Origin of the sequence: Aeromicrobium sp. REDSEA-S32_B7 (genome assembly GCF_001626145.1) — a bacterium.
Classification (GTDB): Bacteria; Actinomycetota; Actinomycetes; order Propionibacteriales; family Nocardioidaceae; genus Aeromicrobium; species Aeromicrobium erythreum.
The window spans coordinates 1-20031 of sequence record NZ_LUNF01000078.1; the positions used below are offsets into that span (position 1 = coordinate 1).

The 20031-nt window shown below is 72.3% G+C and carries 19 protein-coding genes and 1 pseudogene; 4 read left to right on the forward strand and 16 right to left on the reverse strand.

The features are described 5' to 3' along the window. Positions 1 to 143: 143 nt before the first annotated feature. Positions 144 to 1175 (forward strand): LacI family DNA-binding transcriptional regulator, encoded by a 1032-nt coding sequence (locus A6Q79_RS05885; RefSeq protein WP_067859040.1) that lies wholly within the window; start codon positions 144 to 146, stop codon positions 1173 to 1175. Between the two features lie 142 nt (positions 1176 to 1317). Here A6Q79_RS05885 and A6Q79_RS05890 read toward each other — a convergent pair whose 3' ends face one another. Further along, positions 1318 to 2106, reverse strand: coding sequence for a TIM barrel protein (locus A6Q79_RS05890; RefSeq protein WP_067859042.1), 789 nt, complete (start codon positions 2104 to 2106; stop codon positions 1318 to 1320). A 1-nt stretch (position 2107) separates the two neighbouring features. Beyond that, positions 2108 to 3133, reverse strand: a complete 1026-nt coding sequence (locus A6Q79_RS05895) for a Gfo/Idh/MocA family oxidoreductase (protein WP_083516426.1) — start codon at positions 3131 to 3133, stop codon at positions 2108 to 2110. A gap of 205 nt (positions 3134 to 3338) precedes the next feature. Here A6Q79_RS05895 and A6Q79_RS05900 point away from each other — a divergent pair, with 205 nt between their 5' ends. Further along, the gene (locus A6Q79_RS05900) at positions 3339 to 4322 is read left to right on the forward strand and encodes a LacI family DNA-binding transcriptional regulator (protein ID WP_286690645.1); all 984 of its coding nucleotides are present in this window, start codon (positions 3339 to 3341) and stop codon (positions 4320 to 4322) included. Positions 4323 to 4325: 3 nt separating this feature from the next. On the opposite strand, the gene A6Q79_RS05905 is transcribed toward A6Q79_RS05900, so the two are convergent. The 11 genes from A6Q79_RS05905 to A6Q79_RS05955 all read right to left on the reverse strand — a co-directional run bounded on the left by A6Q79_RS05905 (position 4326) and on the right by A6Q79_RS05955 (position 16684). After that, a complete protein-coding gene (locus tag A6Q79_RS05905; protein ID WP_286690646.1) occupies positions 4326 to 5318 on the reverse strand; it encodes a Gfo/Idh/MocA family oxidoreductase in 993 nt (330 codons plus the stop codon). Next, complete coding sequence (locus A6Q79_RS05910) at positions 5315 to 6493, reverse strand: Gfo/Idh/MocA family protein (protein WP_286690647.1); 1179 nt, start codon at positions 6491 to 6493, stop codon at positions 5315 to 5317. The genes A6Q79_RS05905 and A6Q79_RS05910 overlap by 4 nt, the downstream gene beginning before the upstream one ends. Then, positions 6490 to 7368: an ATP-binding cassette domain-containing protein gene (locus A6Q79_RS05915; protein ID WP_286690648.1), complete on the reverse strand. Its 879-nt coding sequence runs from the start codon at positions 7366 to 7368 to the stop codon at positions 6490 to 6492. Before A6Q79_RS05915 ends, A6Q79_RS05910 begins: the two co-directional genes overlap by 4 nt. Beyond that, positions 7365 to 8351: an ABC transporter permease gene (locus A6Q79_RS05920; protein WP_317697093.1), complete on the reverse strand. Its 987-nt coding sequence runs from the start codon at positions 8349 to 8351 to the stop codon at positions 7365 to 7367. The genes A6Q79_RS05915 and A6Q79_RS05920 overlap by 4 nt, the downstream gene beginning before the upstream one ends. Before the next feature lie 187 nt (positions 8352 to 8538). Next, positions 8539 to 9501: a sugar ABC transporter substrate-binding protein gene (locus A6Q79_RS05925; protein WP_067859053.1), complete on the reverse strand. Its 963-nt coding sequence runs from the start codon at positions 9499 to 9501 to the stop codon at positions 8539 to 8541. A 33-nt stretch (positions 9502 to 9534) separates the two neighbouring features. Beyond that, entirely contained in the window at positions 9535 to 11040 is a 1506-nt protein-coding gene (locus A6Q79_RS05930; protein WP_067859057.1) for a CoA-acylating methylmalonate-semialdehyde dehydrogenase, read from the reverse strand. Then, on the reverse strand, positions 11037 to 13010 hold the full coding sequence (gene iolD, locus A6Q79_RS05935) for a 3D-(3,5/4)-trihydroxycyclohexane-1,2-dione acylhydrolase (decyclizing) (RefSeq protein WP_286690649.1): 1974 nt from the start codon (positions 13008 to 13010) through the stop codon (positions 11037 to 11039). Before iolD ends, A6Q79_RS05930 begins: the two co-directional genes overlap by 4 nt. Continuing rightward, positions 13007 to 13918 (reverse strand): 5-deoxy-glucuronate isomerase, encoded by a 912-nt coding sequence (gene iolB / locus A6Q79_RS05940; protein WP_286690650.1) that lies wholly within the window; start codon positions 13916 to 13918, stop codon positions 13007 to 13009. The genes iolD and iolB overlap by 4 nt, the downstream gene beginning before the upstream one ends. After that, on the reverse strand, positions 13918 to 14832 hold the full coding sequence (locus A6Q79_RS05945; RefSeq protein ID WP_236749734.1) for an aldolase: 915 nt from the start codon (positions 14830 to 14832) through the stop codon (positions 13918 to 13920). Before A6Q79_RS05945 ends, iolB begins: the two co-directional genes overlap by 1 nt. Beyond that, positions 14829 to 15794 carry a 5-dehydro-2-deoxygluconokinase gene (gene iolC, locus A6Q79_RS05950; RefSeq protein ID WP_067859066.1) on the reverse strand — a complete coding sequence of 322 codons (966 nt, stop codon included), beginning with the start codon at positions 15792 to 15794 and terminating at the stop codon, positions 14829 to 14831. The genes A6Q79_RS05945 and iolC overlap by 4 nt, the downstream gene beginning before the upstream one ends. After that, positions 15791 to 16684: a TIM barrel protein gene (locus A6Q79_RS05955; RefSeq protein ID WP_067859069.1), complete on the reverse strand. Its 894-nt coding sequence runs from the start codon at positions 16682 to 16684 to the stop codon at positions 15791 to 15793. Before A6Q79_RS05955 ends, iolC begins: the two co-directional genes overlap by 4 nt. A gap of 141 nt (positions 16685 to 16825) precedes the next feature. Between A6Q79_RS05955 and A6Q79_RS05960 the strand changes: the two are divergent. Both A6Q79_RS05960 and A6Q79_RS05965 read left to right on the forward strand, forming a co-directional pair. Beyond that, positions 16826 to 17002: pseudogene (locus A6Q79_RS05960) on the forward strand (GntR family transcriptional regulator); the annotation flags it as partial. A gap of 124 nt (positions 17003 to 17126) precedes the next feature. Continuing rightward, a complete protein-coding gene (locus tag A6Q79_RS05965) occupies positions 17127 to 17420 on the forward strand; it encodes a UTRA domain-containing protein (RefSeq protein WP_317697102.1) in 294 nt (97 codons plus the stop codon). Positions 17421 to 17713: 293 nt separating this feature from the next. Here A6Q79_RS05965 and A6Q79_RS05970 read toward each other — a convergent pair whose 3' ends face one another. From A6Q79_RS05970 to A6Q79_RS05980, 3 genes are read right to left on the reverse strand one after another with little or no spacing between them, the layout of a single operon-like run. Beyond that, positions 17714 to 18205: an SRPBCC family protein gene (locus A6Q79_RS05970; protein WP_286690652.1), complete on the reverse strand. Its 492-nt coding sequence runs from the start codon at positions 18203 to 18205 to the stop codon at positions 17714 to 17716. Further along, a complete protein-coding gene (locus tag A6Q79_RS05975; protein ID WP_286690653.1) occupies positions 18195 to 18671 on the reverse strand; it encodes an SRPBCC family protein in 477 nt (158 codons plus the stop codon). Before A6Q79_RS05975 ends, A6Q79_RS05970 begins: the two co-directional genes overlap by 11 nt. Before the next feature lie 46 nt (positions 18672 to 18717). Further along, positions 18718 to 19974 (reverse strand): alpha/beta hydrolase, encoded by a 1257-nt coding sequence (locus A6Q79_RS05980; RefSeq protein ID WP_067859078.1) that lies wholly within the window; start codon positions 19972 to 19974, stop codon positions 18718 to 18720. Positions 19975 to 20031 lie beyond the last annotated feature (57 nt).

A 20031-nucleotide genomic window follows, 5' to 3' on the forward strand; every position in this document is an offset into this window, starting at 1 on the left:
GTCGACGAGACTCATGCTCGGCTCCTCGGGTCGGGCGGGGCGGGTGGGTACGCCACCACGCTAGGTCCGTCCGTAGGTGCGTGGAGGGTCGAGAACCCCTCAAGAACACCTCAGGACGAGGTCGCGCGCACTAGGCTGCGCGGGTGCCCCACCGTCACAAGGTCCGCGAGATCGCGCAGCAGAGCGGGCTGAGCGAGGCCACGGTCGACCGCGTGCTGCACGGCCGCCCGGGCGTGCGCGCGGCCACCGTGGCCGAGGTGGAGCGCGCCGTCGAGGAGCTCGACCGGCAGGCGTCCCAGCTGCGGCTCGTCGGACGCACGTTCCTGCTCGACCTCGTCATGCAGGCGCCCGTCCGGTTCAGCACGGCGGTCCGCGCCGCGCTGGAGGCCGAGCTGCCGTCGCTGCGGCCCGCGGTCGTGCGCTCGCGGTTCCACCTGCGCGAGGAGGCCGGCGTCGCCGCCATGGTCGCGACCCTGCGCGACGTACGACGTCGGCGTTCCCACGGCGTCGTGCTGAAGGCGCCCGACCATCCCGACGTCGCGGCCGAGGTGGCGGCCCTGGCCGACGCGGGCGTCCCCGTGGTCACGCTGGTCACCGACGTGCCGCGCAGCCGCCGGCTGGCGTACGTCGGCATCGACAACGACGCCGCCGGGCGCACGGCCGCCTACCTGGTCGCGCAGGGCGCGCCGGCGTCGGGCGCGGTCCTCGTGACGCTGAGCCGCAGCGACTTCCGGGGCGAGGAGCAGCGGGTGTCGGCCTTCGTCGACGCGCTGCACGACCTCTCCCCCGCCCGTCGCGTCGTCGACCTGACGGACACCGACGGCCTCGACCCGACCACGGGCGCCGGTGTGCGGGCGGCGCTGGCCGACCACCCCGACGTCGATGCCGTCTACTCGGTGGGCGGCGGCAACCGTGCGACGCTCGAGGCGTTCGCCGACGCCGGGCGCGCGCCGCGGGTCTTCGTCGCGCACGACCTCGACGCCGACAACACCGAGCTGCTGCGGACGCGCCGCGTCCACTACGCCCTGCACCACGACCTGCGCGCCGACACCCGACGCGCCTGCCGCCTCCTCCTGCAGCACCACGGCGCCCTCCCCGGCGCGCCGACGTCGGTGCCGTCGCAGGTCCAGGTCGTGACGCCGTTCAACCTCCCCCGTGCCTTCACCACCCCCTGACCACGCCCAGCCCCATTGAGCGTGACCAGCCCCACTGAGCGTGACCAGCCCCACTGAGCGTGACGTTTGCGGGGCGAATCCGGTCGATCCGCCCCGCAAACGTCACGCTCAGCGGGGGTGGGGCGGGCGCGAGGGGTGAGGGTCAGACGGTGAAGGCCTCGCGGAAGGCGTCCATCGCGCGGCGGCTGCCGTCGACGGAGGGGTCGCTCGCCCACGCCTCCATCGCCACGACGCCGGTGTAGCCGGCGTCGGCGAGTGCCTGCGCCACGAACGACCAGCGCACCTCGCCGGTGCCGGGCTCGCAGCGTCCGGGGACGTCGGCCACCTGCACCTCCCCCGTGAACGGGACGGCCTCGCGCACGAGATCGACGAGGTTCCCCTCGCCGATCTGCGCGTGGTACAGGTCGAGGTTCATCCGCAGGTGCGGGCTGTCGACCGCGCGCACGAGGGCGAGCGTGTCGGCGGCCCTCGCGAACGGCGTGCCGGGGTGGTCGACCGCCGTGTTGAGGTTCTCCAGCACGTAGGTGACGTCGTGCCGCTCGGCCAGCTCGGCCACCCGCTCGAGCGTGCGCACCGCTGCCACCCAGTCCTCCCCGGTCGTGACCTCGACGGGCCGCACCGGGAGGCCGCCCTCCCCCAGGCCCGTGCCGTGGATGTTGAGCGACGGGCAGCCGATCGCCTGCGCGAACGGGATCGACTCCTCGGCCGTCCGCAGCAGGTCGTCGGCACCGCCGGGCGTCGTCAGGTCGCCCGTGACGTAGCCGGTCATCGACGTGAACGACGCGCCGGTCGCACGCAGCGCCTCGGCGTCCTTCTGCGTCCAGTCCCAGATCTCGACCGCGAAGCCGGCGTCGTGGATGTGCTGGACCCGCTCGAGGTGTGGCAGCTCGGTGAGGACCATCTCCGAGCAGATCGCGAGGGTGAAGCTCATGTCATGCCTCCTGGAGGACGCTGGTGGCGACGGCCGCGCGGCCGCCGGTGGTCATGGAGTCGATGCACGCCTGCGCGACGGCGAAGGCGGCGAACGCCTCGTCGGCACCGACCGCCGGCGGGCGTCCCTCGCGGACGGCCGCGCACAGCTCGGCGAGCTCGGCCGCGTAGGCGTCGCGCAGCAGCTCCGTGTCGCTGTGCGCCGTGCTCGCGGTGCGACCGCCCTGCCCGTGCACGCGCAACGACGACGACGCACCCTCGCCCATCGTGACCATGCCCTCGCTCCCGAGCACCTCCCCGCGGACGTCGTATCCGTACACGGCGGCGAAGCTCGCCTCCGCCGTGCCGAGGGCGCCGTTGGAGTACCGCACGACCACGGTGGCGTGGTCGAGCAGCGTCGCGTGGCCGGGGAACAGCAGCGAGTCGGCCGTGGCCACGACGTCGACCGCGTGCGCCCCGGGGTTCAGGAAGTTGAGCGTGTCGAAGTCGTGGATCAGCGTCTGCGTGAAGATCGTCCACGGCGGGACGACGTCCGGGTCGGACGGGCCGCGACCAGGATCGCGGGTCAGCGAGCGCAGCTGTCGCACCTCGCCGAGCGTCCCGCTCTCGACGAGGTCGCGCGCCTGCGCGAACTCGCGGGCGAAGCGGCGGTTGAAGCCGACCTGGAACACCACGCCGGCCGCGGTAGCGGCCCGGCGTGCCTCGTCGATCTCGACGAGCGACATGCCGGCCGGCTTCTCGCAGAAGACGTGCTTGCCCGCGTCGGCGGCAGCCACGACGAGGTCGCGGTGGGCGACCGACGAGGCAGCCACGACGACCGCGTCGACGTCGGCGGCACCGAGCACGGCGTCGACCTCGGTCTCGGCACGCGCACCGAGGGGCGTGGCGACCGCGGTGGCGGCTCCGGGGCGGGGGTCGACGACGGCGACCAGGTGCGCGTCGGGCACGCGGCGCGCGAGCGTCTCGGCGTGGGCCGCGCCGATGCGACCGGCGCCGACGAGCGCGACGCGGACGGGGGTGGAGGTCATGGTGGTCCTTCGGACAGGGATGCGGGGGTCGATGGTGCGGTACGTCGCGCCGCGACACTTCTCGCTGCGTCGCCTCTGCTGGGACACGTCCGGCACGACTAGAACGTTCTAGTAGAACGTTCTAGGGAAGGGTAGGGTGTGACCACGTCCAGCGTCAACGGGTAGCCCGCCCCGCACGCTCGACGTCCGGACGACAGGAGCAGCGATGGCGCGTACGACCCTCGCCGACGTGGCGCGCGAGGCGGGTGTCTCGGTGGCACTTGTCTCGATCGTCATGCGCGACGCCCCCGGTGCCAGCGACGTCACCCGCGCCCGCGTCCGCGACGTCGCGGACCGTCTCGGCTACGTGCCCGACCAACGTGCCCGCCTCCTGCGCAGCGCCGACACGCGGTTGCTCGGTGTCACGTTCGACCTGCACCAGCCGTTCCACGGCGATCTCGTCGAGCACCTGTACGCCGCCGCCGCCGAGCACGGCTACGACGTCGCGATCAGCGCCGTGGCGCCCTCGCGCGACGAACGGTCGGCCGTGCAGGCGCTGCGCCGCGAGCGCTGCGACGCGCTGGTCCTCCTCGGTCCCGACCTCTCCACCGACGACCTCGCGGCGCTCGGCACCGACCTGCCGACCCTCGTCGTCGCACGGCGCAGCGGCACCCCCGAGGTCGCGGCCGTGCGGGGGGACGACGAGCTGGGGGTGGGCCTGGCGGTCGACCACCTCGTGTCGCTCGGTCACGTCCGGCTGGCGCACGTCGACGGCGGCTCGGCGCCCGGCGCCGAGGAGCGTCGTCGCGGCTTCGTCGAGGCGGCTCGACGTCACGGCCTCGACCCGTGGGTGCTGGCGGGCGGCGCGACCGAGCGCGACGGCGTCCGGGCCACCGCCACCCTGCTCGAGGCGAGCACGCCACCCACGGGTGTGGTCGCCTTCAACGACCACTGCGCGTCGGGCGTCCTCGACGCACTGCTGCGCGCTCGTCGCGACGTGCCTCGTCAGGTCTCGGTCACGGGGTACGACGACTCGCGCCTGGCGGTCGCTCGGCAGGACCTCATGACCACCGTGTCGCAGAGCGCACGGGAGATGGCCGAGCGGGCCGTGGCGGGAGCACTCGGACTCCTCGCCGGCGAGCCCGCCCGGGACGTGGTGCTGACGCCGGAGCTCGTGGTGCGCAGCACCACCGGTCCGGCGCCAGCCTGAGGCTCAGGCGTAGAGCGACGGACGCTCCGGCACCACGACGTCGCGCTTCTGCCCCGAGCGCAGCGCGTCGACGCCGGCCGCGGCCACGACGTTGGCCACGTAGCCGTCCCACGCGCTCGCGCCGACGACCTCGCCACGCAGCGACGCGTCGGCCCAGGCGGCCAGCTCGATCCGGTAGGAGTCGGCGAAGTGCTCCACGAAGTCGCTGCCGATCGCCGAGCCGCCCTGGCCCGAGACGCGGCGCAGCACGGGGTGGCGGGGCTCGAGCGACGCGGACCCGCCCGTGCCGACGACCTCGACGCGCACGTCGTAGCCGTACGCCGCGTTCACGAAGACCTCGGCGGTGGCCATCTGGCCGCCGTCGGTCCACAGCGTCGCGACCTGCGGGTCGCGGAACCCGTCGACGACCGGCGACTCGACGCGGATCGCGACGATCTCGCCGTCGAGCAGCCAGCGGAAGGTGTCGAGCTCGTGGATCATCGAGCCGGTCACGAGCGTGGCGTCGTCGGTGCTGGTGCTGTTCGAGGCGTTGCGGTGGATGCCGTGCAGCAGGCGCACGTCGCCCAGCGAGCCGTCGGTGATCGCGGCCTTCAGGTCGACGAAGCCGGGGTCGAAGCGGCGGTTGAAGCCCACCTGGACGAACCGCCGGCCCGCGGCGGCCTCGGCGTCGACCACGCGACGCGCGTCGTCCGCAGTCACGGCCAACGGCTTCTCGCAGAGCACGTGCTTGCCGGCCTCGATGCCGGCGACCGCGAGGTCGGCGTGCGTGAAGTCGGGCGAGGCGACGACGAACGCGTCGACGTCGGCCACGAGCGCCTCGGCGCTGTCGGCGGCCTCGGCGCCGACGCCGTGGGCCACCTGCTTGGCGCGCTCGGTGTCCATGTCGAAGACGCGCACGACCTCGGCGCCGGGCACCGACGTGGCGAGCGTGCGCGCGTGCGCCGCTCCCATCGCGCCGGCGCCGACGACGCCCACGCGCCGCCTGGTGTTGCTCACAGTCGTACCCACTTCTTCTCGTCGCTGGAGGTGATCATGGCGTCGACGACCCGCGCCGCCGACAGGGCGTCGTGGACGGTCGCGCCGACGGGCTTGCCGGTCGCGATCGACTCCACGAGCCGGCGGGCCTCCACGACCTTGAGGTCGTCGAAGCCCATGGGATTGTTGGCGCCGGGCTGGAAGACGCCCAGCTCGCCGTCGCCGGGAGTGGCGTAGCGCGTCGTGGAGAACGCGTTGAGGTAGGCGCCGTCGGCGCCCCGCGTGCTCACCTGGAGCTCGTTCATGCGGCGGAAGTCCCACGACAGCGAGCCCTCGGTGCCGTGCACCTCCAGGCCGTACCGGTTCTGCTCGCCCACGGCCACGCGGCTCGACTCGAGCACGGCGCGCGAGCCGTCGGCGAGGCGCAGGAGCGCGCTGACGTAGTCCTCGTTCTCGACGTCGCCCAGCTCCCCCGCGCCCTTCTCGTAGTGCATCGCACCGGCGACGGCCTCGCGACGCTGCGCGATGAACGTGGCGCGGTCGACGACGAGCTCCTCGACGTCGGCCACCACGTGGCGCAGCAGGTCGGCGGCGTGGCTCACCAGGTCGCCGAGCACGCCCGTGCCCGACGTCGCCGTGCGGAAGCGCCACGAGAGCGCGGCGTCCGGGTCGGCCGAGTAGTCCGCCAGGAAGCGCACGGTGGAGTGCTCGACGCGACCGATGCGGCCCGACGCGACGAGCTCCTTCGCGAGCTCGACCGCGGGCACGTTGCGGTAGTTGAAGCCGGCGGCGGCCTGCACGCCGGCCGCCTCGACGGCGGCGACGATCTCGGCCGTCTCAAAGGCGTCGCGTCCTGCGGGCTTCTCGACCCACAGGTGCTTGCCCGCCTGGGCCGCGGCCACCGCGACGTCGCGGTGGATGAAGTTCGGACCGGTCACGCACACGACGTCGACGTCGTCGCGCGTGACGAGCGACTGCCAGTCGGTGTGCACGTGCTCGAAGCCGAGCGCGTCCACCGCCCGCCGGGTCCGCTCGTCGTCGACGGGCTCGGCCACGGCGACGAGCCGCGGCCGCAGCGGGGCGTCCGGGTAGTGGTGCAGCAGGCGCGTCATCGCCCGCGCGTGCACCTGGCCCATCCAGCCCAGCCCGACCACGCCGACGCGCAGCTCCGGGCGCCGCGTGGTCTCCTGCGTCACGCCCCCACCTCGTCCTTCAGCTGCTGCGCCACGGCCGAGTCGGTGCCCATAGTGCGCTCCAGCTCGTGCGCCAGCGACTCCAGCTCGGCGCCGCCGGCCATCATCGACGTCAGGTCGTCGAGCGTCATCTCGCTCTTCGGGAAGTCGCCCATGCTCTTGCCGCGACGCAGCAGCATGAAGCGGTCGCCGACCGGGTAGGCGTGGTGCGGGTTGTGCGTGATGAACACGACGCCGAGGCCACGCTCGCGGGCCTTCGCGATGTACTTGAGCACGACGCCCGACTGCTTGACGCCGAGCGCGGCGGTCGGCTCGTCGAGGATCAGCACCCGTGCGCCGAAGTAGACGGCGCGCGCGATCGCGACGCACTGGCGCTCACCACCGGACAGCGTGCCGATGGGCTGGTCGACGTCGCGCAGGTCGATCCCCATGGCGGCCAGCTCGGCCTTCGTCGTGCGCTTCATGAAGTCGACGTCCATGTGCTTGAACGGGCCGAACCCCTTGCTCGGCTCCGAGCCGAGGAAGAAGTTGCGCCAGACCGGCATGAGCGGGACGACCGCGAGGTCCTGGTAGACCGTCGCGATGCCCGCGTCGAGCGCCTCGCGGGGGTTGGAGAACGTCGTCGCCTTGCCATCGACCCGCAGCTCTCCGTCGGTGTGCTCGTGCGCACCGGCGAGGATCTTGATGAAGGTCGACTTGCCGGCGCCGTTGTCGCCGAGGACGCAGGTGACCTCGCCGGCCTTCACCGAGGTGGTGACGTCGGACAGCGCGATGATGCTGCCGTACCGCTTGCCGATGTCGACGACCTCGATGAGGGGGGTGCCGGGCGCGGCGCCCTCCTGGCCGGTCGTGGTGTGCTTCGGGGTGTCGTTCGTCATCGTGACGTCTCCGCTCGGGTCCGGACCCAGTTGTTGAGGAGCACGGCGGCCAGCAGCATGGCGCCGAGGAAGGTGCGCAGCCAGTTGGTGTCCCACTGCGCGAAGGTGATGCCCTGGAAGGTCATGCCGTAGATCAGCGCGCCCAGGGCCGCACCGATCGCCGAGCCGTAGCCGCCAGTGAGGAGGCAGCCGCCGACCACGGCGCAGATGATGTAGATGAACTCCTGGCCGACGCCGGTGTTCGCCTGCACCGTGGAGGTGCGGAACAGCGAGATCATGCCGACGAGCCAGCCGGCCGCGGCCGTCGTCATGAAGAGCCCGATCTTGGTCTTGAGCACCGGCACACCGACCTGGCGCGCGGACTGCTGGGCGCCGCCGACCGCGAAGATCCAGTTGCCGGCCTTGGTGCGCAGCAGGACCCAGGTGGCGATCGCGGTGACCGCGAGCCACCACAGCACCGAGACGTAGAACGTGCCGCCCGCGATCGTGAACGACGCGCCGAAGACCGGCTGGATGCTGTCGTAGAAGGGCACGTCGGTCATGCCCTGGATGGTCACCTGGCCGATGATCAGCTTCGTCACCGCGAGGTCGATGCCCTGCAGGATGAAGAACGTGCCGAGCGTGATGATGAAGCTCGGCAGGCCGGTGCGCATGACCATGTAGCCGTTGAAGGCGCCCACGGCGAGCGCGAGGAGGAGCGCGATGAGCACCGCGGCCCAGATGTTGAGTCCGTAGTTCGTGGTCAGGATGCCGACCACGAGGGCGGTGAAGCCGGTCATGACGCCGGCGGAGAGGTCGAACTCGCCGCCGATCATGAGCAGGGCCACCGCGACGGCCATGATGCCGAAGGTCGAGGCGGACTCCAGCCACACGCCGGCACCGGCCGTGGTGAGGAAGCGGTCGCTGTTGAGCGAGAAGAAGATCATGACGGCGATGGCCGCGACGGCGGCGCCCATCTCCGGGCGGGTCAGGAGACGCGACACCGTCGACGTGGTCGCCAGTCTCTCGTCTGGTGCTGCCGTGGCTGTCGTCATGACAGCTCCTTTCGTGGGGCCCGGCGGGGGCCGAGCGGGATCGTACGGGTGGGGCGGTGCGCGGGGTGCTGGTCGGCGGGCGGGGCCGCCGGGGTGGGACGGGGACGATCCCCCGGATCGTCCCCGTCCCCCGGGGTCAGCGCGTGCCCTGCGAGGCGAACTTCGCCACGTCGGCCGCGTTGTCCTTCGTGACGAACGCGGGGCCGGAGTTGATCGGCTGGCCACCGCCCACGTCGTTGCCGTTGATCGACTTCAGGTACAGCGTCGTGACGCCGAGGAAGCCCTGGACGTAGGGCTGCTGGTCGACGGCGAACAGGATGCTGCCGGCCTCGATGTCCTTCACGACGTCCTCGGAGAGGTCGAAGGTGGCGACCTTGGCGTCCGAGCCGGACTCGTCCACGGCGCCGACGGCGTCGATCGCGTACTGGCCGCCGAGCGTCAGCACGGCGTCGATGCTGTCGTCGGACTGCAGCTTGGACTTGATGGTCGCCTTGACCTCGGCGTCGTTCGTGCCGTCGACCTGGATGTTGGTCATCTTCCCACCGAAGGTCGACGCGGCAGCCTTGCAGCGCTCCTCCAGACCGACGTTGCCGGCCTCCTGGATGACGCAGATGCCGTTCTTCAGACCGGCCTCCTTGAGCTTCTCGCCGACGGCCTCGCCGGCGATCGTCTCGGACTGGCCGATGTGCGTGATCGCGCCGAACTCCTTGAAGCGGTCGACACCGGAGTTGATCGTCACGACGGGGATGCCCGCGGCGACGGCCTTCTTGATGCTCGACTCGAGGCCGTCGGGGTTGGCCATCGAGACGACGATGCCGTTGACCTTCTGCGCGACGGCGTTGTCGATCAGCTGCGACTGCTTGGCCGGGTCGGGGTCGGCGTTGTAGTCGACCTTGACGCCGTAGTCGTCACCGGCGCGCTCGGCACCGGACTTGACGCGGTCCCAGAACGCGTCGCCGGGTCCGGAGTGCGTGATGACCGCGTAGGTGAGGTCCTTCGTGTCGCTGGACGCTCCGGTGTCCTCCTTGCCGGTGCCCGAGCAGGCGGCGAGCAGCGATCCGGCGAGGATCACCGCGCCGATGACCTTGAGCTTCTTCATGGTGGGGGTTTCCTTCTCTTTCTGGGCCCGGCGTCAGTGAGCCGTCGGGAAATGGAGGGCGGCGAGGGACTCCTCGCTCACGTGCGGCCACCGGGCGGTGACCACCTTCGCGCGGGTGTAGAAGCGGATGCCCTCGGGACCGTGGACGTGGTGGTCACCGAAGAGCGAGTCCTTCCAGCCTCCGAAGGAGTGGAAGGCCATGGGCACGGGGACGGGGACGTTGATCCCGATCATGCCCACCTGCACCCGACGCTGGAACGTCCGGGCCACCTCTCCCGAGGAGGTGAACACCGCCGTCCCGTTGCCGTAGGGGTTGCTGTTGATGAGGTCGAGCGCCTCGTCGAGGCTGTCGACCCGCAGGACCGCGAGGACGGGTCCGAAGATCTCGTCGGTGTAGACGCTCATGTCGGTCGTGACGTGGTCGATGAGCGTCGGGCCGACGAAGAAGCCCTCCTCGTGGTCCTCGACGACGAGGTCGCGGCCGTCGACGACGACCTTCGCTCCGGCGGACTCGCCCTGCCCGATGTAGTCGACGATGCGGTCGCGCGACGCCTTGGTCACGACGGGACCCATGCCGGCGTCGGGGTCGGTGCCGACGCCCACCTTGATCTCGTGGGTGCGCTCGCGGATCTTGTCGACGAGGGTGTCGGCGGCCGGTCCGACGGCGACGACGGCCGAGATGGCCATGCAGCGCTGGCCTGCCGAGCCGTAGCCGGCGGCGACGATGTGGTCGGCGGCGAAGTCGAGGTCGGCGTCGGGCATGACCACCGCGTGGTTCTTGGCGCCGCCGAGGGCCTGGACGCGCTTGCCGGAGGCGGAGGCACGCTCGTGCACGTACTTCGCGATCGGCGTGGAGCCGACGAAGGAGACCCCGTCGACGTCGGCGTGGTCGAGGAGCGCGTCGACGGCCACCTTGTCGCCGTGCACGACGTTGAAGACGCCGTCGGGCAGACCGGCCTCTTGGTAGAGCCGCGCGACCATGGCCGACGCGCCGGGCACCCGCTCGGACGGCTTGAGCACGAACGTGTTGCCGGTGGCGATCGCGACCGGGTGCATCCACAGCGGCACCATGATCGGGAAGTTGAACGGCGTGATGCCCGCGACCACGCCGAGCGGCTGGCGGAAGGAGTAGGAGTCGACCGAGCCGGAGACCTGGTCGTTGTACTCGCCCTTGAGCAGCTGCGGGATGCCGCACGCGAACTCGACGACCTCGCGACCGCGGACGACCTCGCCGCGTGCGTCGTCGAGGGTCTTGCCGTGCTCGGCGCTGATGACCTGCGCGAGCTCCTCCTCGCGCTCCACGAGCAGCTGGCGGAAGGCGAACATGACACGTGAGCGGGCCGTCACGGACGTCTCGCTCCACGTCGTGAACGCGGTGCGCGCTGCCTGGACGGCGGCGTCGACGTCCTCGACGGAGGCCAGGCGGACGCCCTTCTGCGGCGTGCCGAGGGCCGGGTCGTACACGTCGCCGACGCGCTCGGAGGTGCCGGCGACGCTCTGTCCGCCGATCCAGTGGTCGTAGGTGGTCTCGTACGTCATCGGGAGGTGTCCTCGCTCTGCTGTGCGGTGGAAGGGGTGTCGGTGGGCGCCAAGTGGTGGCGCTGGTCGGCCTTGTGCTGCTCGTAGGTGGTGCGGGCCTCGCGGGTGGAGTCGAGCGCGGAGACCTCGGCGACCGGCACGTCCCACCAGGCCGGGCTGGAGGGCGCAGGCACGAGCGGGTCGGTCTCGACGTGGATCACGGTCGTCCGCGGGGACTCCTTGGCCTTCACCACCGCCGAGCGGAGGTCGTCGAGGCTGCTCGCGACGACCACGTCGGCGCCGAGGCTCGCCGCGTTCGCCGCGAGGTCGACCGGCAGGACGTCGCCGTCGAGGCCGGTGTCGGTGCGGTAGCGGTAGCGGGTGCCGAAGCGCTGCGAGCCGAGGCTCTGCGACAGGGCGCCGATCGAGGCGTAGCCGTGGTTCTGCACCAGCACGACGATGATCTTCACGCCCTCGGCCACCGCGGTGACCAGCTCGGTGTTCATCATCAGGTACGAGCCGTCGCCGACCATGACGAACACGTCGCGGTCGTCGTCGGTGCCCTCGCGGGCCTGGTCGAGCGCGGCCATCTTGACGCCGAGACCGCCGGCGATCTCGTAGCCCATGCAGGAGAACCCGTACTCGACGTGGTAGCCCTTGCGGTCGCGCGTGCGCCACAGCTTGTGCAGGTCGCCGGGCATCGAGCCGGCCGCGCAGAGCACGACGTCGCGCGGGTCGGACGTCTCGTTGACGACACCGAGGACGGCGGACTGGACGAGTCGCGTGTCGCCCGAGATGGCCTGGTGCGACGCCTCGACGACCTCGTCCCACTCCTGCGCCAGGGCCGTGTTGCGCTCGGCGTAGGCGTCGTCGACGCGCCAGCCGTCGAGGGCCTCGGTGAGCGCCTCGAGCGCCTCGCGGGCGTCGGCCACGAGCGTGGCGGCCGACAGCTTGAGCGCGTCGATGCGGGCGACGTTGACGTTGACGAAGCGGACGCCCTCGGCGGCGAACACGGTGCGCGAGGCGGTCGTGAAGTCGCTGTACCGGGTGCCGACGCCGATGACGAGGTCGGCCTCCGCGGCCACGGCGTCGGCGGCGGTGGTGCCGGTGGCCCCGATCGCACCGAGCGCCTGCGGGTGGTCGTACGGCAGCGAGCCCTTGCCGGCCTGCGTCTCGCCCACCGGGATGCCGGTCGCCGCCGCGAACGCGGCGAGGGTGGCGTCGGCGCCGGCGTAGATCACGCCGCCGCCGGCGACGACGAGCGGACGCCGGCTGGCCTTGATGGCCGCGACGGCGCGCTCGAGCTCGGCGGGCTGCGGGACCGGCCGACCGACGTGCCAGACGCGGGTCTCGAACAGCTCGACCGGCCAGTCGTAGGCCTCGGCCTGCACGTCCTGCGGCAGGCAGAGGGTGACGGCACCGGTGTCGGCGGGGTCGGTGAGCACCCGCATGGCCTGCAGCAGCGCCGAGGGCAGCTGCTCCGGTCGGGCCACGCGGTCCCAGTAGCGCGAGACGGCGCGGAAGGAGTCGTTGACCGTGGTGTCCATGCTCGACGGGTCCTCGAGCTCCTGGAGCACGGGGTTGGCCGGACGCGTGGCGAACACGTCGCCGGGCAGCAGGAGCACCGGCAGACGGTTGATGGTGGCGAGCGCGGCGCCCGTGACCATGTTCGTGGAGCCCGGGCCCACCGAGGCGGTGACCGCCATCGCCCGCAGGCGGTCGTACTGGCGGGCGTAGGCGACGGCGGCGTGCACCATGGCCTGCTCGTTGCGGCCGTGGAAGAACTCCAGGCGCGACGGGTCGTCGGACTGCGAGCGCTCGAGCAGCGCCTGCCCGACCCCGGCGACGTTGCCGTGGCCGAAGATGCCCCAGCAGCCGGCGAAGAAGGCGTGCGTGTGGCCGTCGCGCTCGACGTGCTGCGCCTCGAGGAAGCGGACCGTCGCCTGGGCGACGGTCAGTCGCACGGTGCGGGCGGCGGGGGTGCTGCTCATCGGTGTCCTCCGAACGGAAGTCGGGGGTCGACCGGCTGGTCGGCCCAGGTGTCGCGGACCCAGGTGTGGGCGGGGTCGTCGCAGATCAGCCACGCCCGCTCGTCGCCCGGTCCGGCCATGACGTTGAGGTAGTAGAGGTCGTAGCCGGGGGCGGCCATCGACGGCCCGTGCCAGCCGTGCGGGATGAGCACGACGTCGCCGTCCCGCACCTCCGCGAGCACGTCGATCTCGGCCTTCTCGTGCCCGTAGACGCGCTGGTACCCGACGCCCGGGCGCTCCGTCTGCGGCCCGTCGCCCCCCACCCCCGCCGGGGCAGGTCCGGACGCCACCTCGTAGTAGTAGATCTCCTCCAGCCGGGTCTCGCCCTCGCGCTCCTCGTCGTGCTTGTGGGGCGGGTAGGACGACCAGTTGCCACCGGGCGTGAGCACCTCGCAGGCGATGATGCGGTCGGCCTCGAGCACGCCGGGGACGCCGAAGTTGTTCACCTGGCGGCTCGCCTGACCGGCCCCGCGCATCTCGACCGGCACGTCGGCCGCAGGCAGGTACGCAGGCTCCAGACGCGCCGTGGCAGCGGCGGTCGGGATCGCGAACCGGCCACCGGCGGCCGACGTGACGGTGACGGCCGAGCCCAGCGGTGCGTACACCACGTCGCTCGGCCCGGACCAGACGTCGGGGCGTCCGGCCAGGTCGAAGGAGGTCTGCGCGCCGTCGACGTCGACCACGACGGTGGCCGAGCCCGACAGGGCGAGCACGAGCAGCTCGTGGCCGTCCTCGGTGACGGTCTGCGAGGCACCGGGTGCCAGCTCGAGCACCTTGAGGCCGGTGTGGTCCCAGCCCGCGCTCTTGGGGGTGACGTCGAGGACGAAGGGTGCGACCGCACCCTCGCCCTTGCGCACGACGTGGGACATCAGAGCATCGCCACCGTGGCGTCGACCGCGGCCTCGACGTCGCCGTCGGGCGGGAAGAGCAGGCTACGACCCACGACCATGCCGCGGACGGCCGGGTGCGCGAGGGCCTTCGACCACGCCGCGAACTGCGCCTCCTGGTCGCTCGAGACCTCGCCGCCGAGCAGCAGCACCGGCAGGCCGGTGGCCGAGAGGACGGCGTCCATGTCGTCGACGACGGGCAGCTTCAGCCACGTGTAGGCCGACGTCGGCGCGAGACCGGCAGCCACCGTCGCGGAGCGCACGACCGCGGCGGTCGACAGGTCGTTGACGACCCGTCCGTCGCGGCGGTGGGAGATGAAGGGCTCCACCATCGCCATGACCTGCGCCTCGGCGAGGTCGCGCACGGCCTCGGCGCACGCCTGCATCGTGGCGACGGTGCCGGCGTCGTCGGGCTCGATGCGGAACAGCATCTTGCCGCCCTGCATGCCGTCGCGCTTGATCGTCGCGGCGTCGTGGCCGGTGAAGCGGTCGTCGATCTCGAAGGCCGTGCCCGCGAGACCACCGCGGTTCATCGAGCCGATGACGACCTTGCCCTCGAGGGCGCCGAGGAGCAGCAGGTCGTCGAGCACGTCGGCCGTGCCGAGGACACCGTCGACGCCGGGCCGGGCGAGCGCACGGACCATGCGGTCCAGCAGACGCGCGCGGTCGCCCATGGCGAAGGCGTCGTCGCCGGCGCGCAGCGCACCGCGGGCGGGGTGGTCGGCGGCCACGAGCATGAGGCGTCCCGTGCTGCCGACGAGCGACGTCGGACGGCGGCGCTCGGCCCAGGCCCGGGCGATGGAGGCAGGGTCGCTGACGCGCTGCTCGATGGTGCGGCTGATCGCGGCCTGGTCGACCGTGGCGCGACCCTTCCGGTCCTGCTCGGCGATGCTCATGCGACGACCTTCCCGTTGCTCAGGACCTGTTCGACCACGTCGGGCGTGGGCATGGCGTCCGCGCACGAGAGCTGGCCCGCCACGTAGGCGCCGGCCGCGTTCGCGAAGCGGAGCGTCCGCTCCAGGTTCCACCCCGAGAGCAGTCCGTGGACGAGCGACCCGCCGAACGCGTCGCCCGCACCGAGACCGTTGACGACGTCGACCGGCACCGGCGGCACCACGACGGACTCGTCGCCCCGCACGCCCAGCACACCGGCCGGGCCCTGCTTGACGATCGCGGTCTCCACGCCGGCGGCGCGCAGGGCCTTGGCGGCGGCCTGCGGCTCGGTCTCGCCGATCGCGACCTCGCACTCCTCGCGGTTGCCGACGGCGACCGAGACGTAGGGCAGCACCTCGGCGATCGCGGCGGTGGCGTCGGCGGGGTCGGACCAGAACATGGGCCGGTAGTCGAGGTCGATGACCGTCAGCCGGTCCTTGCCCCGCGCCTCGAGCGCGGCGAGGTGGGCCTCGCGGCTCGGCTCCTCGCTGAGGCCGGTGACCGTGAACCAGAGGATGTCGGCCTCCTGGACGCTGCGGTACAGGTCGGTGGAGGGGGCGAGCTCCTCGGCGCGCAGCTGCAGGTCCGGCGCGGAGGGCCGGCGGTAGAAGTAGAGCGGGAAGTCGTCCGGCGGGAAGATCTCGCAGAACGTGACCGGCGTGGGCAGGTCGGGGTCGGTGCCGACGAACGCGGTGTCGACGCCGAAGCCCTCGAGCGCGCGGCGCACGAAGCGGCCGAACGGGTCGTCGCCGGTCTTGGTGACGACGGCGCTGCGGTGGCCGAGCCGCGAGGCCGCGACCGCGACGTTGGTGGGCGAGCCGCCGAGGAACTTCGCGAACGTCGCGACGTCCTCCAGGCCCACGCCCACCTGCTCGGGGTAGACGTCGACGCCGCAGCGGCCGAGCGTGATGACCTCGTACGTCATGCGACGGTCTCCGCGGCGAGCGCGCCCTCGACGTACGCGAGGCAGGCCGCGACGTCGACCTTCGGGCCCTCGCCCTCCGGCTCGCCCGTGAGCTTGAGGTCCTGCTCGAGGACGTACCAACCCGTGTAGCCGTGGCCCTCGAGCGCGGAGATCATCGCGGCCACGTCGACGCTGCCGCGCCCGAGCACCGTCCACAGACCCTGCGAGACGGCGTCGGAGAAGGCGAGGTCGCCGGACTGGACGCGTGCGGCGAGGTCGGCGTCGACGTCCTTGAGGTGCACGTGGACGACACGCTCCAGGTTGGCGAGGGTGATCGCGACCGGGTCCGCGCCGGCGGCGACCAGGTGGCCGGTGTCGACGCAGAGGCCGACGTGGGAGCCGTCGAGGACCCGCTGGGTCTCCTCGGCGTTCTCGACGAGCGTGCCGACGTGCGGGTGGACTGCCGCGACGACGCCGCGCTCGGTGGCGCGGTCGGCGATGCGGTCGAGGTGGCCGAGCAGCGTCTTCCACTCGACGTCGCTGAGCTCGGGACGCTCGTCGTAGCCGTCCTGGCCGGTGGCGACCGCGATGACGACGACACCGGCGCCGGCGGCGAGGCAGTCGTCGATGAACGCGTCGACCTCGGGCATCGGGTCGTGGTCGGTGTGCAGCACGAGCGGCAGGAAGCCGCCGACCGCGGAGAGGCCGTAGGACTCGAGCAGCTCCGCCTTCGCCTGCGGCGCGTCGGGCAGGAAGCCCTCCGGGCCGAACTCGGTGGCGGCGATGCCCAGCTCGCGCATCTCGGGGAGGACGCGGTCGGCGGGCAGCTGGTAACCCCAGCCCGGCACCTCGCATACGCCCCAGGAGATGGGGGCACCGGCGATGCGGGAACGGGAGGCGATCTGCGACATGGGGGTCCTCGGGTGGGAAGAGCGGCGGTTTCGAATGTCAGGACATGACGTCCGAGGAAGACTCTGGACCGTGTCCTGGGTCACTGTCAAGCATTTGTCAGGACATCTTGACGTTGAACGCTCGACTGCTAGGTTGCGTGCATGTCGAGCCCTCGGATCACCCTGGACCGCTCGAGCCCCGTGCCCCTGTACTTCCAGGTCGCCGAGCAGCTCGAGCGTGCCATCGTGTCGGGCGAGATCGGCGCCGGGGAGCGGCTCGAGAACGAGATCACGATGGCCCAGGACCTCGGCCTGTCGCGACCGACCATGCGTCAGGCCATCCAGGTCCTCGTCGACAAGGGCATGCTCGTGCGGCGCCGCGGCGTCGGCACCCAGGTCGTGCACGGGCAGGTGCTCGCTGCGGCGGCTGCGCTTCATCGCCGGCGGCGAGCCGCTCGCCGTCATGCACAACTACCTGCCCTCCTCCATCGTCGACCTCGGCGACGTCGACCTCGAGGCGCAGGGCCTGTACTCCTACCTGCGCGACGCCGGCTTCGTCATCCGCGTCGCCCGCCAGAGCATCGGCGCCCGCGGCGTCCGCCCCGTCGAGGCGCGCCTGCTCCGCGAGGAGGTCGACGCGCCCCTGCTCACCATGCAGCGCACCGCCTACGACAACCTCGGCCGGGCCGTCGAGTTCGGCCGCCACGCCTACCGCCCGGGCCTCTACAGCTTCGACGTCACCCTCGTCGACCGCTGACGCCGCGCAGCTGGGCAGGGCCGGGCAGGCCTGTGGTTGCTGTGCGCTGCCTGCGGGGGTCTGGCCTGCTGGTGCGCTGCCTGCGGGGGTCTCGTCGTGCTGGTGCGCTGCCTCGGCCCACGCTGGTGTCGGCCGCCGCAAGAGCCTCGACCGGGCGACTGGCGCGATGCTCGGGGGGTCCCCCGGGCCGCGGCCGGGTCCGGCGTGGGGGCGGTAGGTGACGCGCGCCTCCTGCGCGGCGTCACCTACCTCCGCGCCCAGGAGGCGCGCGTCACCTACCGCCCACCCAGCCCTCAGCGCCCCTCCGCCTCCGCCTTCAGGGCGGCGAGGGTCCGACGCATGCCGTCGAGGAGCTCGACGTCGTGGTTCTCGGCGCCGCCCATGAGCCACCTGCCGACGAGACGGGTGGAGAGGCCGGCGGACGGGAGGGCGCTGCGACGTTCGACGACGTGCGTGCCGCCGTCCTCGGGGGTCAGCTCGTAGGACCACTCGACGTCGACCGGCCAGATCCGGAAGGCGAGGGCGGCGGATCCGTCGTGGGTGGGCGGCTTCCAGCGCGTGATGCGGGTGGTCGTCGGCCAGAGCACCGCGCCCTTGCGGTTGAGGTTGACACCGCGAGACCCGACGCGGGGAGCGTCGGCGATGACCATGCGCACGGTCTCGGGGCTGCGCTCGCTCATCGAGCGCAGGTCCGACAGCAGGCTCCACACGACTCCGACGGACGCGTCGATCGACGTCTCCGCCTCGAGGGCGGGCAGGCCCCCGGCGGGGAACTCAGGCGGCACGGACCCCGGCCTCGGCCTCGGCCTTGATCCGCTGCAGGGTCTGGTGGATGCCCTGCTCGAGCTCGTCCTCGAACGTCTCGGTCCCGCCGAGCACGTGCTTCGTCAGCAGGTTCGACAGGCTCGAGACACCGTTCGGTGCGGTGCGCGACTCGGTGAGCCGGGTCCGGTCGCCGCCGAGCGCCTCGAGGCGGTAGGTCCACACGGTGCCGTTCTCGGCGATCTTGAGCGCCAGCTCGTGCTCGGGCTCGAACACCTTGACGTAGGAGCGGGTGGGCCAGACCTTCCAGCCCTGCCGGTTGATGTTGATCGTGCGCGCGCCCTGCCGGACCACGCCGCCGCGGATGATCATGCGGCGGCACTGGGGGCTCCACTCCCCCATCCGCTTGAGGTCGGACACGATGCTCCAGACGACGGACGGCGGGGCGTCGATCTCGACGGAGCTCTCGATCAGGCTGCGGTTCGGCACGGTGGTGACTCCCAAGGTGTCGGGGACGGGGCGGGGTGGGACGGGTTCAGTCCTGGCCGGACGCGCTCAGCGCCCGGACGGGACGGTGCGCCGCACGCACCCACTCGACGAGCCAGTCGGCGACCGTCGGGTGGTTGAGCAGGGCGAAGTGGTGGGCGCTCGGCACGTACTCGAAGCGGGCGCCCTCGACCACCGGGCCGGTGCGACCGACACCGGTGGCGGAGGAGAAGTGCACGAGCAGGTCGCCGAGGACGGTGCTGAGCGGGTGGCGCTGCGACGCCCCGAGCGTGCCGGCGACGAAGTGGTACTCGGCGTGCGGGAGCGGGGCGGCGGCGATCCGGTCGAGGCCCCACGCGCGGGTGAGGTCCTGGCCCTCCCACTCGTCGGCGGAGATGTAGCCGTGCCGCAGGTCGACGATGCCGGCGGACCGGGTGTCGAGGATGGTGCTGAAGGGCCGCGACTCGGGGAGGAAGCGCAGCACGGAGGAGCCGAGGTGGGCGACCTTCTCCAGGTTCGCGCCGGCGTGCGGCGTCCCCAGGCACACGACGTCGCGCACGAGGTGCTGCCACGTCTTCCCGCCGGCGGTCGCGTGGTTGGTGGCCGCGCGCACCACGAGACCGCCCATCGAGTGCCCGACGAGGGTGATGCGGGAGACGGGGGTGGGCCACACGTCGACGAGCTGGGTGAGGAGCGCGTCGAGGTGCTTGCCGTTCTCGGAGATGTGCAGCCCGGTGTTGTAGCGGATCATCACGGGCGTCGCGTCGGTCTCGCTCGAGATCCGCGTCGCGTACGAGGTGCCCGACACCTTGGAGCCGAGCGTCCACGACTCGTCGTCCTCGCAGAGGCCGTGCAGGAACACGACCAGGTGGCTGCCGGCGTCGCGGAAGGCCTCGGCCACCTGCCAGCCGGTGGGCGGGAGGTCCTCGCCGTCGACGCGCACCGACATGACGATCGCCTGCGGGTCGTCCAGCATGCGCAGCTCGTCGCCGATCAGGCCGTTGACGGCGGCCACGACGCTGCGGCCGAGGCGCGTGGACTCCACCGGCGCACCGATCCCTCGTGCCGAGAGGGCACGGACCGAGCCGCTCCCGACCCGCAGCACGCCGGAGACCGCGCCGTAGACGGAGGTGACGACGGCGTCGTGCAGCGACTCGGGCACCCGGCCGCCGACCACACGGGTGGCGCGGAAGGCCCGCGCCGCCACGGCCTCGTGCACCTCGCGCACCGTGCCGACGACCAGCCGGTCGAGGTGGTCCAGCGCGAGCGCGGCCACGTCGGTGGTGCGTGCGGGTGAGCCGGGCATGGCTACATACTGCCGGTATCTGAGCGCGATGTGAACCGCACGTGGCGAGGTTCTCAG